General features: G+C 63.7%; 16 protein-coding genes. 6 read left to right on the top strand and 10 right to left on the bottom strand.

Annotated features, from left to right (window positions below; translation table 11 throughout):
- Complete coding sequence (locus X743_RS166230) at positions 1 to 657, bottom strand: glutathione S-transferase family protein (protein ID WP_023763709.1); 657 nt, start codon at positions 655 to 657, stop codon at positions 1 to 3.
- Positions 658 to 771: 114 nt separating this feature from the next.
- Positions 772 to 1,608: an alpha/beta hydrolase gene (locus X743_RS166235; RefSeq protein WP_023763708.1), complete on the bottom strand. Its 837-nt coding sequence runs from the start codon at positions 1,606 to 1,608 to the stop codon at positions 772 to 774.
- A gap of 92 nt (positions 1,609 to 1,700) precedes the next feature.
- On the opposite strand from X743_RS166235, the gene X743_RS166240 reads away from it, so the two are divergent.
- From X743_RS166240 to X743_RS166250, 3 genes are all read left to right on the top strand, one after another.
- A complete protein-coding gene (locus X743_RS166240) occupies positions 1,701 to 2,222 on the top strand; it encodes a helix-turn-helix domain-containing protein (protein WP_023763707.1) in 522 nt (173 codons plus the stop codon).
- A 76-nt stretch (positions 2,223 to 2,298) separates the two neighbouring features.
- On the top strand, positions 2,299 to 2,532 hold the full coding sequence (locus X743_RS166245; protein ID WP_013892611.1) for a hypothetical protein: 234 nt from the start codon (positions 2,299 to 2,301) through the stop codon (positions 2,530 to 2,532).
- A 185-nt stretch (positions 2,533 to 2,717) separates the two neighbouring features.
- On the top strand, positions 2,718 to 3,149 hold the full coding sequence (locus X743_RS166250) for a heme-binding protein (protein ID WP_023763706.1): 432 nt from the start codon (positions 2,718 to 2,720) through the stop codon (positions 3,147 to 3,149).
- Between the two features lie 25 nt (positions 3,150 to 3,174).
- On the opposite strand, the gene X743_RS166255 is transcribed toward X743_RS166250, so the two are convergent.
- The 4 genes from X743_RS166255 to X743_RS166270 all read right to left on the bottom strand — a co-directional run bounded on the left by X743_RS166255 (position 3,175) and on the right by X743_RS166270 (position 6,035).
- Positions 3,175 to 3,576: a hypothetical protein gene (locus X743_RS166255; protein ID WP_013892609.1), complete on the bottom strand. Its 402-nt coding sequence runs from the start codon at positions 3,574 to 3,576 to the stop codon at positions 3,175 to 3,177.
- Positions 3,577 to 3,731: 155 nt separating this feature from the next.
- Positions 3,732 to 4,691 (bottom strand): agmatinase, encoded by a 960-nt coding sequence (locus X743_RS166260; protein ID WP_023763705.1) that lies wholly within the window; start codon positions 4,689 to 4,691, stop codon positions 3,732 to 3,734.
- A gap of 258 nt (positions 4,692 to 4,949) precedes the next feature.
- Positions 4,950 to 5,132: a 50S ribosomal protein L32 gene (gene rpmF / locus X743_RS166265; RefSeq protein ID WP_008834724.1), complete on the bottom strand. Its 183-nt coding sequence runs from the start codon at positions 5,130 to 5,132 to the stop codon at positions 4,950 to 4,952.
- A 141-nt stretch (positions 5,133 to 5,273) separates the two neighbouring features.
- Positions 5,274 to 6,035 carry a transglycosylase domain-containing protein gene (locus X743_RS166270; protein ID WP_031249896.1) on the bottom strand — a complete coding sequence of 254 codons (762 nt, stop codon included), beginning with the start codon at positions 6,033 to 6,035 and terminating at the stop codon, positions 5,274 to 5,276.
- Between the two features lie 78 nt (positions 6,036 to 6,113).
- Between X743_RS166270 and X743_RS166275 the strand changes: the two genes are divergently transcribed.
- From X743_RS166275 to X743_RS166285, 3 genes are all read left to right on the top strand, one after another.
- Positions 6,114 to 7,034: a polyprenyl synthetase family protein gene (locus X743_RS166275; RefSeq protein ID WP_023763703.1), complete on the top strand. Its 921-nt coding sequence runs from the start codon at positions 6,114 to 6,116 to the stop codon at positions 7,032 to 7,034.
- A gap of 53 nt (positions 7,035 to 7,087) precedes the next feature.
- Positions 7,088 to 7,843 (top strand): SDR family oxidoreductase, encoded by a 756-nt coding sequence (locus tag X743_RS166280; protein WP_023763702.1) that lies wholly within the window; start codon positions 7,088 to 7,090, stop codon positions 7,841 to 7,843.
- 109 nt (positions 7,844 to 7,952) lie between these two features.
- Positions 7,953 to 10,292 carry a response regulator gene (locus tag X743_RS166285; protein ID WP_023763701.1) on the top strand — a complete coding sequence of 780 codons (2,340 nt, stop codon included), beginning with the start codon at positions 7,953 to 7,955 and terminating at the stop codon, positions 10,290 to 10,292.
- Here the strand turns inward: X743_RS166285 and X743_RS166290 are convergent.
- The 4 genes from X743_RS166290 to X743_RS1000000170260 all read right to left on the bottom strand — a co-directional run bounded on the left by X743_RS166290 (position 10,224) and on the right by X743_RS1000000170260 (position 13,754).
- The gene (locus X743_RS166290) at positions 10,224 to 11,063 is read right to left on the bottom strand and encodes a Stf0 family sulfotransferase (RefSeq protein ID WP_023763700.1); all 840 of its coding nucleotides are present in this window, start codon (positions 11,061 to 11,063) and stop codon (positions 10,224 to 10,226) included. The two genes, X743_RS166285 and X743_RS166290, sit on opposite strands and share 69 nt — an antisense overlap.
- A gap of 90 nt (positions 11,064 to 11,153) precedes the next feature.
- On the bottom strand, positions 11,154 to 12,008 hold the full coding sequence (locus X743_RS166295) for a lytic transglycosylase domain-containing protein (protein WP_023763699.1): 855 nt from the start codon (positions 12,006 to 12,008) through the stop codon (positions 11,154 to 11,156).
- 5 nt (positions 12,009 to 12,013) lie between these two features.
- The gene (ispG, locus tag X743_RS166300; RefSeq protein ID WP_023763698.1) at positions 12,014 to 13,267 is read right to left on the bottom strand and encodes a flavodoxin-dependent (E)-4-hydroxy-3-methylbut-2-enyl-diphosphate synthase; all 1,254 of its coding nucleotides are present in this window, start codon (positions 13,265 to 13,267) and stop codon (positions 12,014 to 12,016) included.
- Positions 13,268 to 13,580: 313 nt separating this feature from the next.
- On the bottom strand, positions 13,581 to 13,754 hold the full coding sequence (locus tag X743_RS1000000170260; RefSeq protein ID WP_013892599.1) for a YdcH family protein: 174 nt from the start codon (positions 13,752 to 13,754) through the stop codon (positions 13,581 to 13,583).
- Between the last annotated feature and the right edge of the window lie 93 nt (positions 13,755 to 13,847).

The following is a 13,847-nucleotide window of genomic DNA, read 5'->3' as shown; positions in this document are numbered from 1 at the left end:
TCAGCCGTTATTGTAGGGGAAGAGCTTGAAGTAGGGCTGCGCCTCCTCGATCACCCTGCTGAAGGCGGGGCGCTGCAGCAAGCGGTCGTGATAGCCTTTCACGGCCGGGTATTTGTCGCCGAACGGCTCCACCTTGTTGGCATAGAAGAGCGCCGGTGAGGCCGCGCAATCGGCCATGCTGAAGGCATCGCCCATCGCCCAGACCTTCGACTGCATTTCCTGCTCGACGATGGCGTAGGAAGTGCGCAGCTGGTCGCGTGCCTGCTCGACGCCGAATGGATCGGTCTTGTCCTGCGGCCGCAACCGGTCGCCGACGATCTTCTGCATCGGCTCCTGCACATAGAAATCATAGAAGCGATCGGCCTGGCGGACCGCCAGCGCCTGGTCGATATCGGCGGGAACGAGTTCGACCGGGCCCGGATAGTGCGCGGCCAGATATTCGACGACGATGGTCGATTCCAGCAACGTGCGGTCGCGCGCATCGTCACGCAGCGCCGGCATCTTGCCGGTCGGCGAAATCTTCAGGAAGGCGCCCCGCGAGCAGGCATCGCCGAGATCGACGATGACTGGCGTGAATGGCGTGCCGTTCTCGTAAAGCGCGATCAACGGCTTCCAGCAGAAGGAGGCCAGAGGATGGAAGTGAAGGGTCAGGGACATTCTTTTCTCGTCCGTTTCTGGTTTATCGGAGGCCGGATGCTTGCGCCCTCAACACTGAAGCGTTTACTTAACTATTTCGGCAAGCCTTGTCCGTCAAGGCTCGCCCGGGACGTCTCAATTGGATCGGATATGCGCGACAATGGCGGCGGCAATCGCCGGCCAGTCTTGCGGATGCATCTCGTGGCCGCCCCCTTCGACGCGCAGGAGTTTCGCGCCGGCGACCGCCTTGGCCAGTGCCTCGCCATGCTCGACCGGGAAGATCGGATCGGTTGTGCCGTGGATGACCAGCAGCGGCGCCGTCATCTCGTGCAGGCGGCCGTTCCATCCATCACTTCCCTTGAGCAGGAAGTGATTGGTGACGCTCAGGAAACCACCGGAACGGTCATAATCCCGTTCGATAAAGTCTCTCATTCCGGCCTCGTCGAAGGGATGCGCCGTGCTGGCGATCGCCCTGATATCCCGGACCATGAAATCGAGCACCTGGCCGCGATCCGACCAGTCGACACCAGCGCCCTCGGCCGAATGCTCGGCGTAAGCATCGCTCATATGCGGCAGATGCGAGGTGTCCATGCCCATCGGCGAGCTGCTGATCACGATCAGCGACGCGACACGGGAGGGATGCTTGAGCGCCACGCGCTGCGCGATCATCCCGCCCATCGACATGCCGGCGACATGCGCCTTGCCGATGCCATGGCTGTCGAGGACACCGATCGCATCATCGGCCATGTCGTCGAATGTGTAGGGCGGCTCGCCGGGCGGATATTTGGTCGAGCGGCCGGTATCGCGATTGTCGTAGCGGATCACGTAGAGGCCGGCATCGGCGAGTTTCCGGCAAAGCGCCTCCGGCCACCAGAGCATCGAGGCCATCGCGCCCATGATCAGCAGCAGCGGGGGACTTTCAGGATCACCGAAAGCTTCGGATATGATCTCCGGGTGATTGATCGTCGTCATGGTATGGCCTCCCAATCCGATTGCATTTTGCAATCGGTTGCACCATAATAAAACTGATACGATAATGCAACTGGTTTTGTGGAGAGAATCGAATGAGCCTTGATCGCCGGTCCGGCTGTCCGATCAACCTGTCGCTGGAAGTGTTCGGCGACCGCTGGAGCCTGATCATCCTCCGCGACATGATTTTCGGCGGCAGGCGCCATTTTCGCGAGCTGCTCAACGGATCGATGGAAGGCATCGCCTCCAACATCCTCGCCGACCGGCTGAAGCGGCTGATGGAATTGGGCATGCTGACCAAGGCGGACGACCCCTCGCACAAGCAGAAGGCGATCTACAGCCTGACCGAGATGGCCATCACGCTGGTGCCGATCCTTGCCCATCTCGGCGCCTGGGGTCGCGTATGGCTGCCGACCAGCGAGGAATTGTCGATCCGCGCCGAGCTTCTGGAAAAGGGCGGACCGCCGATGTGGGAAAAATTCATGGACGAGTTGCGCCATGAGCACCTCGGCGAACCGGCCGCCCCGACGGCCGGCCCATCCGTGCGGGCGACCCTGCAAGCGGCCTATGAGGCGGTCGTCGCCAGCAAGGCGCGCACCGCCAGCCCGGCCGCGTGACCAACTATTTTCCCCGTTGAGAGGCCGCCTCTGCTACAAGAGGCGGAAAACGCACTTTACGGGATTGGACAGGCTGTTGGTTGAGAACTCCAGGGATACGGCCCGCGCGCGCGCCGATCTGCGCTTCAAGAAGCAGGAAGAAGCAGCGACCGTCCGCCAGAAGGCGATGGCGGAATATGTCGCCGAGAGCGACGCCCGCAAGGCCAAGACCGACAAGCTGCGCGCGCTGCGGCTCGCCAAGGAAGCCGAAGACCTTGCCAACGCGCCGGCAGTGCCCGCCAAGAAGCCCGCCCGCGCCAAGAAAAAGTAACGCACGACGCCGCCAGCAGCTTCGACCTGGTTCTGAACCGAACGATTGTCGATCGCATATCGGGTCCATCTCGCGCCACGGCGCCGTCCATCACACCGCTTCACGAGAAGCAATTTCAACCGAAAGCGGGATTGCTTCATCCGGCTGGCGGTCGAAGATTGACTCATTTCAAACAGGAGACTGCAATGACCGCACTGCCGCTGGAAAAAGCCAATGACATCATCGCCGCGGCCTTCGCCAAGGGCGCTGATCTCAAGCTCAAGCCGCTTGGCGTCTCGGTGCTCGATGCCGGCGGACATCTGGTCGCCTTCCAGCGCCAGGACGGCGCCTCGTTCCTGCGCCCGCAAATGTCGGCCGGCAAGGCGTACGGCGCGCTGGCCATCGGCATGGGTTCGCGCAAGGTCGAGGCCTTCGCCAAGGAGCGCCCGCATCTCGTCGCCGGCATCTCCGACGTGTCGGGCGGACGCGTGCTGCCGGTGGTCGGCGGCGTGCTGATCCGCGACAAGGCCGGTGCCGTTATTGGCGCCGTCGGCATTTCCGGCGATACGTCGGACAATGACGAGGCGGCGGCCATCGCCGGCATCGAGGCCGCCGGCTTCACCGCCGATCCCGGTTGAGGCTCGGCTCTAATTCAGGTTCCGGCTAATTCAGGTTGATGTCGCGGCTGGCCGACCGCATCGACACCGCGAACCCGGCCAGCACATCGAACAGCGCGATGATCATCAGCGTGAAGAAGATGGAGTGCGCCGCGCCCTTCACCAGCAGGAACTCGACCAGGAAGGCGACGAAGACCAGCGTCGACAGGAGATGGTCCATGATCGAGGCGCTGGTGGTGCGTGCCGACTTCACCATTTCGAGGAACAGGAAGATCAGCCCGATCAATATCATCAGGTCGCCGAGCGTCATCGAGAACACCCCGCCCGACATCATGCGGAACGAGAACACCTCGCTCGCCCACGGATCGTCACCGCCGCCGAAAATTCCGAGCAGTCCAAGATTGTAGAGAATGAAAGGCACGATCAAGAGCGGGACGGCACCGAACATCTGGCGTCTCCATATGGGGGCATCTTCTGTAGAATGCGCCGCAGGCACGCCGTCAAGATTTTTCGTGCAAAGCCGCAAACACGGTCGAAGACCGGGTGCAACAACCCTGTCAGCCGTTGCCCGGCCGACAGGGTTTCAGTTCTAGCGCTTGATTTTCAGTTCTGGCGCTTGAATTGACCGGCGCGAACGGCGGCACCGATGACATTGAGGATGATGTTGCCTGCCGTCATCGAGGTGATCTCGTTGATATCGCGTGCCGGCGCGATCTCGACGATGTCGACACCGACCACTTCGCCCTTGGCGAACAGCCCCTTGATCAGGTCGATCGTCTGGCGATAGGTGACGCCGCCCGGCGACGGTCCCTCCACCGCCGGCATAACGGCCGGATCGAGACCGTCGGCGTCGATCGTGAGGTAGTAACGGCCGCCATCGGGAATGCGCTCGAGCAGGGCCGCCGTGCCGATATCCTGCCACTGGCCAGCGGTGATGATGTTGGAGCCGTAGGCGCGTGCCGCTTCGACTTCTTCCATGCGGGCGCTGCCCTGGCCGCGAATGCCGAGCTGGAAGATCGCGTCGATATGCGCCATTTCGGATGCCCGTCGGATCGGGCTGGAATAGCCTTCCTTGACGCCGTTGACATTGTCGCGCCAGTCGAGATGGGCATCGATCTGCACCAGCGTGATCGGCCCCTCGCCATCGAGCGCCCGGAAGATCGGGATCGGAATGCCATGGTCGCCGCCGATGGTGATCGGCAGCGCGCCGGCAGCGCGTATCTTGCGGATCGCCGCCTCGGCTCTGGCGTAATGCCCGGTGGAATCGGACGCTTCGCCCGGCACGTCGCCGACATCGATCACCTTGACGTCCTGCCCGTCGAACAGGGTGCCGCCAATGTCGAAATCATAGCGATCGAGCCCAAGGCTGATACGCTGCGAGGCACGCCGCACCGCGGTCGGCGCATTGGTCTGGTCGTTGACCATCTCGTCGATCGTATAGGGCGCGCCGTAGGGCATGCCGATGATGGCGACATCGGCGCTCAAACGGTCGAGATCCTCGACCAGCGGAAAGTCCAGGAATGTCTGGAAGACGGTGCGCGGCGTGACGGTCAGCTTGGACATGGGGTCTCCTCTGTTGCCTCGCCTTCGTCATCACCCGCGGCTCGAGCGGTCGGGTCTCGCGTGTTTCAGCCACATGAAATGGCGGCGACGAAAACGTTCAAACCCCAGTACAGCACCGTCGCTCCGGTGAATATCGCCACCGACGGCCTTGCCTTTGGCATAGGGCGAAGGCCATGCCGGCCCGGACGCCCTCCAAACGCAAAAAGACCGGCCACTGGCCGGTCTTTTTGGAACCAAAAACCTTGGGAAAAGCTGGTCTCAGCTTTCCTTGGGGGTCAGCACCTGGCGACCGCGATACATGCCGGTCTTCAGGTCGATGTGGTGCGGGCGGCGCATTTCGCCGGAATTCTTGTCCTCGACATAGGTCGGGGCCTTGAGGGCGTCGGCCGAGCGGCGCATGCCGCGCTTGGACGGAGAGGTTTTGCGTTTCGGAACGGCCATGGATATGCTCCACTACATGGTCAAAAGCCCCGCCCGCCCTCGTGAAAGGGCCATGTCGGGGCCTAAATCTGAGAAAGTCGGGTGCCTATACACGCCTGATGCCGTTTTGGCCAGCGCTGCCGTGATTTTTTTTGAGCAAGCCTACCGGAGACAACCGACATAGGCGCCGGAACGGCCGGCCCTGCGTTCGATCAGGTTGGCAAGCCTTCTCAGGCCCGGTCCGGGTTTCGCCGGGTTGCGGGCGATCGGGTTTGGCAGTGTGACGGCCAGAAGTGCCGCCTGCCGTCTGGACAGCTGTTTTGCCGAAACGCCGAAATGGTGCTGCGCCGCGGCCTCGATGCCGTAGATGCCCGGTCCCCATTCGGCGATGTTGAGATAGATCTCCATGATGCGCCGTTTCGACATCACCGCGTCGAAGTAGACGGCCAGCGGCAGTTCGACGACCTTGCGCACCGAGCCCAGCGGCCGCGACCACAGGAAAAGGTTCTTCACCGTCTGCATGGTGATGGTCGAGGCACCGCGCGTCGCCTCGCCGGCCAGCGCGTCGTCGACGACGCCCCGGAGTTCGCCGAGATCGACGCCGCGGTGGAAGCAGAACTGCCCGTCCTCCGACATGATGACCGAATGGGCCAGCACCGGCGCGACATCGTCGATCGACACCCAGCGCCGGTCATAGCCGGAGAATGTCGTCAGATCCTTCAGCATCAGCGTCGACACCGGATGCACGAAGGGTGGCAAGTAAAGAAAGGTGAACACCACCGGGATGAGCGCCAGCACGGCGGCCACGACGATGCCGCGCCGGACCCAGCGCCTGAGACTGCGGCGGTTCACGCCGCGCGATCTCGGCGCCATGTCCAGCTTTTCGGTTTCATGATCGACGATCGGTTCCGCCAAGCCGCCCAACCCGTGCTTCTCCCTCCCCCGGCATAATGGCGCTTGCCTTCTTGCGCAACGTCTGAGTGTCGGCTACCGCTCCCGGCCATGACGAATGACGACGAAATGGCGTTCGAAATGGCGCTCATCAGGCGGGCGGCCGCCGTCGAGGTGCTGCTGCGGCGGCTGCTCGACGACCGTCCGCTTACAGGTGAGATCGCGCGGCCCGGCCGTCTGATGGTGGCGATGCGCCATGGCGTGCTGAACGGCGGCAAGCGCCTGCGTCCGTTCCTGGTGATGGAAAGCGCGGCGCTTTTTTCAGCCGATGGCGAGGCGGCGCTGCGCGTCGCCGCGGCACTTGAATGCGTGCACTGCTATTCGCTGATCCATGACGACCTGCCGGCGATGGACGACGACGATCTGCGCCGTGGCCAGCCGACCGTCCACAAGGCCTTCGACGAGGCGACCGCGATCCTGGCCGGCGATGCCTTGCTGACGCTGGCCTTCGACATCATTGCCGGCGAGGCGACAGTGCTGCCGGCCGAGCGGCGGGCAGCCCTTGTGCTGACGCTCGCCCGCGCCGCGGGAGCCGGCGGCATGGTCGGCGGCCAGACGCTCGACCTCGAGGCCGAGCGCACGTCGCCGGACGAAGCCGGCATCATCCGGCTGCAGGCGATGAAGACCGGCGCGCTGATCCGCTTCGCCTGCGAGGCGGGCGCCATCATCGCCGGCGCTCCGGCCGAAGACCGCGAGCGGCTGGCCGAATACGGCTCCGNGGCCGTCGGCCTTGCCTTCCAGCTTGCCGACGACCTGCTCGACCTGACGGCCGACGCCAGCCAGATGGGCAAGGCCACCGGCAAGGACGCCGCCGCCGGCAAGGCAACGCTGGTTGCGCTGCACGGGACGAACTGGGCGCGCAGCCAGTTGCACGGGCTTGTCGAGCAGGCGCACGCATTGCTCGAACCCTACGGCGAGAAAGCGGCCTTGCTGAAGGCAGCCGCCACATTCGTCGCGACGCGGAACAGCTGACGGCGGGCGCCGATATCGGGCCGCATGGCGAGAACCAACGGAGATCAGCGTAGATGTCATCCAATCTGTTCGATCTCGCCGGGCGCCGGGCGCTGGTAACCGGCTCCTCGCAAGGCATCGGGTTCGCTTTGGCCAAAGGGCTGCGCCAAGCCGGCGCCGCGGTGATCCTCAACGGCCGTGACGCGGAAAAGCTCGACGCCGCGGCAGCGCAGATCGGCGGGGCGGAAACGCTCGCCTTCGACGCCACCGACCATGACGCGGTCCGCTCCGCGATCGACAGTTTCGAGCTGTCCGGCGGGCCGATCGACATATTGGTGAACAATGCCGGCATGCAATTCCGCACGCCGCTCGAGGACTTTCCCGCCGACGCGTTCGAACGCCTGCTGCAGACCAATGTCGCCAGCGTCTTCCATGTCGGCCAGGCCGTCGCCCGGCACATGATCCGTCGTGGGCGCGGCAAGATCATCAACATCGCCAGCGTCCAGACGGCGCTTGCCCGCCCCGGCATTGCGCCCTACACGGCGACCAAAGGCGCGGTCGGCAATTTGACCAAAGGCATGGCGACGGACTGGGCCAGGTTCGGCCTGCAATGCAACGCCATCGCGCCCGGCTATTTCGACACGCCGCTGAATGCCGCACTGGTCGCCGACCCGGCATTCACCGAATGGCTTGAAAAGCGCACGCCGGCCGGCCGCTGGGGCAAGGTCGAGGAGCTGGTCGGGGCCTGTGTCTTCCTCGCCTCCGATGCCTCGTCCTTTGTCAACGGCCATATCCTCTATGTCGATGGCGGCATCACGGCATCGATCTGATCTCGCTCCTCCGTTGTCGAGCAACTCGCCGGCCCGCGCGAACGAAATCTTAATGTAAATGAAGCGTAATCCCGACCATTAAAATAATGCGTATGTGTTGGGGTTGCGCATGCCGGAATATTCTTCCTTCATCCGATTGGTCCGGATTCGTTATCTTTCAGGATTGTTGGCCTTCGCACTGGCTTCGGCCATCATCATTTTCGCGCTCAATCGCGTCAATTCCTTCCGCCATGAGGTCGATGCGCTGAGCGCCAATCTCGTGATCTTCACCCGCGACCTGCGCAACGCAACCAGCTTCTCCGAGACAACCAGCTCCGCCTGGCGGGCGGAAACGCGCGATGCCCTGACCACCGCGGCGCGTGGCCATTCGGAGCGCCTGACCGGCGAGATCGAAACGCTGAGCGCGCAGCTCGCCGCGATCCGGTCGCGCCTGTCCGTAGGGACCCTCAACGAGCTCGAAGCTGCCTCCGTCAACGGCGACCTGTTCTGGTCGCCGCGCGACATGGTGCGCAACTTCAACCTGATGTCGGTGGCGCAAAAGACCGACGAATGGAGCTCCCGCGAAATCCGCAACCAGAACGATCTGTTCGTCCAGCCCATGCTGGTCCGCGTCCGCACCGCCATGGATGAAGAGCGTCACCTGGCCGATATCGCCAGCGACCGCTTGCTGCTCTGGGCGAGCGGCCTTTTGTTCGCGGTCCTGGCCGTCGTCGCCTTCTGGATCTTCCGGCCGATGGAACAGGCGATCCGCCGCGCCTTCGCGCAATCGGCCGAATCCCTGTTCAAGGCCGAGGCCGCCGACCGCGCCAAGTCGGAATTCCTGGCCAATATGAGCCACGAGATCCGCACGCCGATGAACGGCGTGCTCGGCATGGCCGAACTCCTGGCCAAGACCGAATTGACCGCTCGCCAGAAGACCTTCACCGACGTCATCGTCAAATCGGGCAACGCGCTGCTCACCATCATCAACGACATTCTCGATTTCTCCAAGATCAATGCCGGCCAGCTGACGCTGGACCCCGCACCCTTCCGCCTTTCCGAAGCGGTCGAGGACGTGGCGACGCTGGTATCGGCGCGCGTCGCCGAAAAGAACCTCGAGCTGATCGTGCGTGTCGACCCGCGCCTGCCGGCCTATGTCGTCGGCGACGCCGGCCGGTTCCGGCAGATCGTCACCAACCTGGTCGGCAATGCGGTGAAGTTCACCGAGAAGGGCCATGTGCTGATCGATGTCGGCGGCGAGACTGTCAACGGCGTCGTCCAGCTCAAGCTGCGTGTCGAGGACACCGGCATCGGCATCCCGGCCGAGAAGCTGCAGAACGTGTTCGAGAAGTTCGCCCAGGTCGACGGATCGTCGACCCGCCGCCACGAAGGCACCGGGCTTGGACTTGCCATCGCCGCCCGTCTCGTCGACCTGATGGCCGGCAAGATCGGCGTCGAGAGCGAGATCGGCCGCGGCTCGGTGTTCTGGTTCGCGGTGCCGCTGCCCCTTCACACTGCCCAGGCGCGCGACGAGATCGTGCCGGTGGACGTCACCGGCGCACGCGTGCTGGTCATCGACGACAATCCGGTCAACCGCGAGATCCTGCTCGAACAGCTGAGGAGCTGGAGCTTCGACTGCGCCGCCGCCGAAAGCGGTGCGGTGGGGCTGGCCTTCCTCGACCGCGCCTACCAGCTGGGTGCCGCCGTCGACTGCATCATCCTCGACTACCAGATGCCGGGCATGAACGGTGCCGACGTCGCCCGGGCCATTGCCGCCGACAGCCGGCTGTCGGCCATTCCTGTCGTCATCCTGACCTCGGTCGACCAGGTCGATTTCGGCAAGATGATCATCGACTTCGGCATTGCCGCGCATCTGACCAAGCCGGCGCGCTCCGCGATTCTGCTCGGCACCGTCATCTCGGTCGTCCAGAAGGCCCGCTCCCAGGTCGGCAAGGCGCAATTCACGCGTGAGCCTGTCCAGCCTCAGCCCCAGGCGGCACCGCTTCCCTTCACCGTCATCCGTGGCCCCGCCTTGCCCGTGGTCCCGGCGCCGGAATCCACCGCCACGCCGAACGGGCCGATCGACATCCTCATTGCCGAGGACAATGATGTGAACCAGCTTGTGTTCGGCCAGATCCTCAACGGCCTGGGCCTCAGCTACCGCATCGCCGGCAATGGCCGCACGGCGGTCGAGATGTACCGGTCCCTGCGACCCAGGCTGATCCTGATGGACGTCTCGATGCCCGAGATGAACGGCTATGAAGCGACCCTCGCCATCCGGGCGATCGAGACCTCTTCAGGCGGCCACATCCCGATCATCGGCGTCACCGCGCATGCGCTGAAGGGCGACCGGGACAAATGCATCGAGGCCGGCATGGACGACTATCTGCCCAAGCCGGTTTCACCCGATCGCCTCGGCGCCAAGATCGGCACATGGCTGAGCGAGACGATGGTGGCCAAGACGGCCTGAACTTCTTCCATCAACGCCTGAGACGGCTGCGTCCACATGAAAGCGGCGCATCCAGTCCAGGCTTGTCTCGTCGGAGAGCTTTGCGACGCCCGGCCGCACCGCCTCGGCGTCAGGCGCTTGAACGCCCAGGGCTTCGCAGATGGTTAGCAATGCCGTGGCCGGATCGGCGGAAAGGCGTTCATATCCTACCTGCAACGGGGTGACGCCGTGTTTTGCGAACCATGTGTTCCAGGCCGCGTCATACGCTTCAAGCTCGGTGAGCTCGCCCTTGATCCGCTGGAAATCATACCGAGGTTGCCCGGGAATTCCGACCCTCTCGATCTCGGTTCCGTCGGGCGCGACATGCCAAAGGCCGGTCTGCTGCGCCTTCACCAGCGAGACAGCCTGCGCCAGCTTGTCCTCGCGCGACAGGTGTATGTAGAGGACACGACCAAAGGCCTTTTCGAAGCGCGCTGTGTCCGACGCAAGCCCAGGAAAAATCCGGTCGAGGATCCCTGAAAGCTCATCCAGGTTTTCGCGCATCAGGCGTAGGCCAAAGATGCCTGTCCCGCTCTTCCCTGCAGCGATTGCCGCATTGAGATAGGCAACACTGAATTCGAGCTCGTCCATCGTCTCGCGGGCTGGCAGTTTCCACTCCTGCGCCCACTCCGTCACATCCTGCCGCCGGTAGAAGGAGTGAGGATCGCCTGATGCCCCGGTGGAGGCCAGCAGCTTGCACAGCAAAGTGCTCCCGGTTCTCGGCGTGCCGCAGATAATATAGGCGTCGAACATATGGCCGCTCTTGTCGTGTTTGAGGCAGGGCAAGCCCGGCCAATCGATCGCCGCCTATATTCGAAATTGTTGCTGGATGCGACGGGTCGGCTATCGGTTGCGCACCACCACGCAGGCTCCGCCGACACTCTGCAGTTTCTGGCAGATGAGATTGGCGTCGGCGCGGTCATTCACCCCGATCCTGACGGCATAGATGCCGCGCCGGCCGATCGGCGTACGCACACGGCTCACCACCGGATCATGGCCGCTGAGCAGGGCCGGGAAACGGCCTCTCACCCGCAGCCATTGGCCGATCGCCGCGCTGCGGCGGAAATTGCCCGCCACCTGGACGCCCCACGGCTTGACGTTGATCGAGGCCATCGCGACGGTCCTCGACATGATCACCGGCAGCTTGCGGCAGGCGGCGGCAAAATCCGTCTTGGCGTCAAGTGGCGCGATCTTGCCGGCATAGGCGCGGTCGGTGAACTTGTCGACCGGCTCGCCCATGACGTCGAAGACATAGCTCTCGGTCTCCATCGGCAGGAAGCCGCCCGAACCCAGCCAGCGCGACACCCGGCTTTCGCCGGCATTGTAGGCGGCCGCCGCCAGGCCGAGATTGCCGTAGCTGGTTTTCATTTCGGCCAGGTATTTCGCCGACGCCGGGATCGCCTGGTTGATGTCGAAGGAATTGGCGAGCCCGCGCATCTTGGCGGTGCCCGGCATGAACTGGGCGATGCCTTCGGCGCCGACGGGGCTGACCGCGTTGGGATCGAACCGGCTTTCCTTCCAGATCAGCCGGGCGAAGAAATCCCGGGGCAGCCCGTTCTGGTCGGCATGGGCCTGGATCAGGTTGCAGACCTTGTCGATCAGCCTTTGCTTGGCCGATTGCGGCGGGTCCGCCTGAACCAGCGTCGACCAGGCCAGCCCGCATAGGGAAATCAGCGCCACCCAGAGGAAACGCTGCATTTGCCCTACTCTGCCGCGGCCTTGCCGCCGCGACCGAACCTCTGCTCGATATAGTCGGCGACCATTTTCTCGAAATCCGATGCGATCGACGGCCCTCGCAATGTCGCCGCCTTCTTGCCGTCGACGAAGACGGGAGCCGTCGGCGTCTCACCGGTGCCGGGCAGCGAAATGCCGATATCGGCATGCTTGGATTCACCCGGGCCGTTGACGATGCAGCCCATCACCGCGACCTTGAGGTTCTCGACACCGGGATATTTTTCACGCCACACCGGCATGTTCTTGCGCAGGTCCGCCTGGATGTTCTGGGCGAGTTCCTGGAACACGGTGGAGGTGGTGCGGCCGCAGCCGGGGCAAGCGGCGACGATCGGCACGAACTGCCGGAAACCCATGGTCTGCAGCAGCTCCTGCGACACCTGCACCTCACGCGTACGGTCGCCATTCGGCTCCGGCGTCAGCGAGATGCGGATGGTGTCGCCGATGCCTTGCTGCAAGAGGATGCCCATCGCGGCGGACGAGGCGACGATGCCTTTCGAACCCATGCCGGCTTCGGTCAGGCCAAGATGCAGCGCGTGGTTGGAGCGGGTGGCAAGTTCGGTATAGACCGCGATCAGGTCCTGCACGCCGCTGACCTTGGCCGAAAGGATGATCTTCTCGCGCCCGAGGCCGATCTCTTCGGCCATCTCGGCCGACAGGATCGCCGACTGCACGATCGCCTCGCGGGTGACCTCCTGCGCGGTCAGCGGAAAACCCTTGTCCTGGTTGTCGTCCATCAACTGGGTCAAAAGCTCCTGATCGAGCGAGCCCCAGTTCACCCCGATGCGTACCGGCTTGTCGTACCTGATCGCCATTTCGACGATCGCCGCGAACTGCCGGTCCTTCTTGTCCTTGAAGCCGACATTGCCGGGATTGATGCGGTATTTGGCCAGCGCCTCGGCGCAGGCCGGATGGTCGGTCAGAAGCTTGTGGCCGATATAGTGGAAGTCGCCGACCAGCGGCACGTTGATGCCAAGCCGCAGCAAGCGCTCGTGAATACGCGGCACGGCGGCCGCGCTCTCGTCGCGGTCGACGGTGATGCGCACGATCTCGGAGCCGGCGCGGTGCAGCGCCGCGACCTGCGCGACCGTCTGGTCGATGTCGGCGGTATCGGTGTTGGTCATCGACTGCACGACGACCGGCGCGCCGCCGCCGACGACCACGCCGCCGACATCGACGCCGACCGAGGTGCGGCGAGGGAAGGGAAAGGAAAAATATCCGGTCATGCCGGCAGCCTTTTGTCTCTGAAGCCCCGTGCGTCCACTTGGACGCACGAACGCTCCCCGGGGCCGATACGCTGAAGTTCGGGCATGAGGTGGATGAGCAAAGATGGCTTGTCAATGGCGACAGGTCGCCACTGGCAGCAATTGATCCCCGCCGGGGACCTGAAACGGTCCACGACCCCGGGGTCAAAAAGTGAGACCGGTAGAGATATTAGCTGCGGCTCATGGTGGAGCGGTGAAAACCAAAACTCACACCGGCGGCGCTTGCCGCCGGCAAGGAAAACCGCAACTAACGAGCGGCTATATCAGGTGAGCGTCAATGCGTGGTCGCCCTCAGTTTTTCAATCTCGTCCTTGAGTGCCAGCTTGCGTCGCTTGAGATTCACGATTTCGAGGTCGTCCACCGACGGGTGGTTCATCGCGTCATCGATCTCGCGTTCGATGTCGCCGTGTTTCCGCTGCAACTCATCAAGATGGGATGCAAGAGACATGATTGGTTCTCCCTTTCATGGTTTCCTCGATTGCAGCCGTCAAAGGCACGTCCACCGCAGGTCGCTTCTGTGACGGCACGATGACACTGTGCC

Origin of the sequence: Mesorhizobium sp. LNHC232B00 (assembly GCF_000502435.1) — a bacterium.
Classification (GTDB): Bacteria; Pseudomonadota; Alphaproteobacteria; order Rhizobiales; family Rhizobiaceae; genus Mesorhizobium; species Mesorhizobium opportunistum.
Note: the sequence above shows the minus strand (reverse complement) of the source record. Positions and strands in the feature narration are given on the sequence as shown.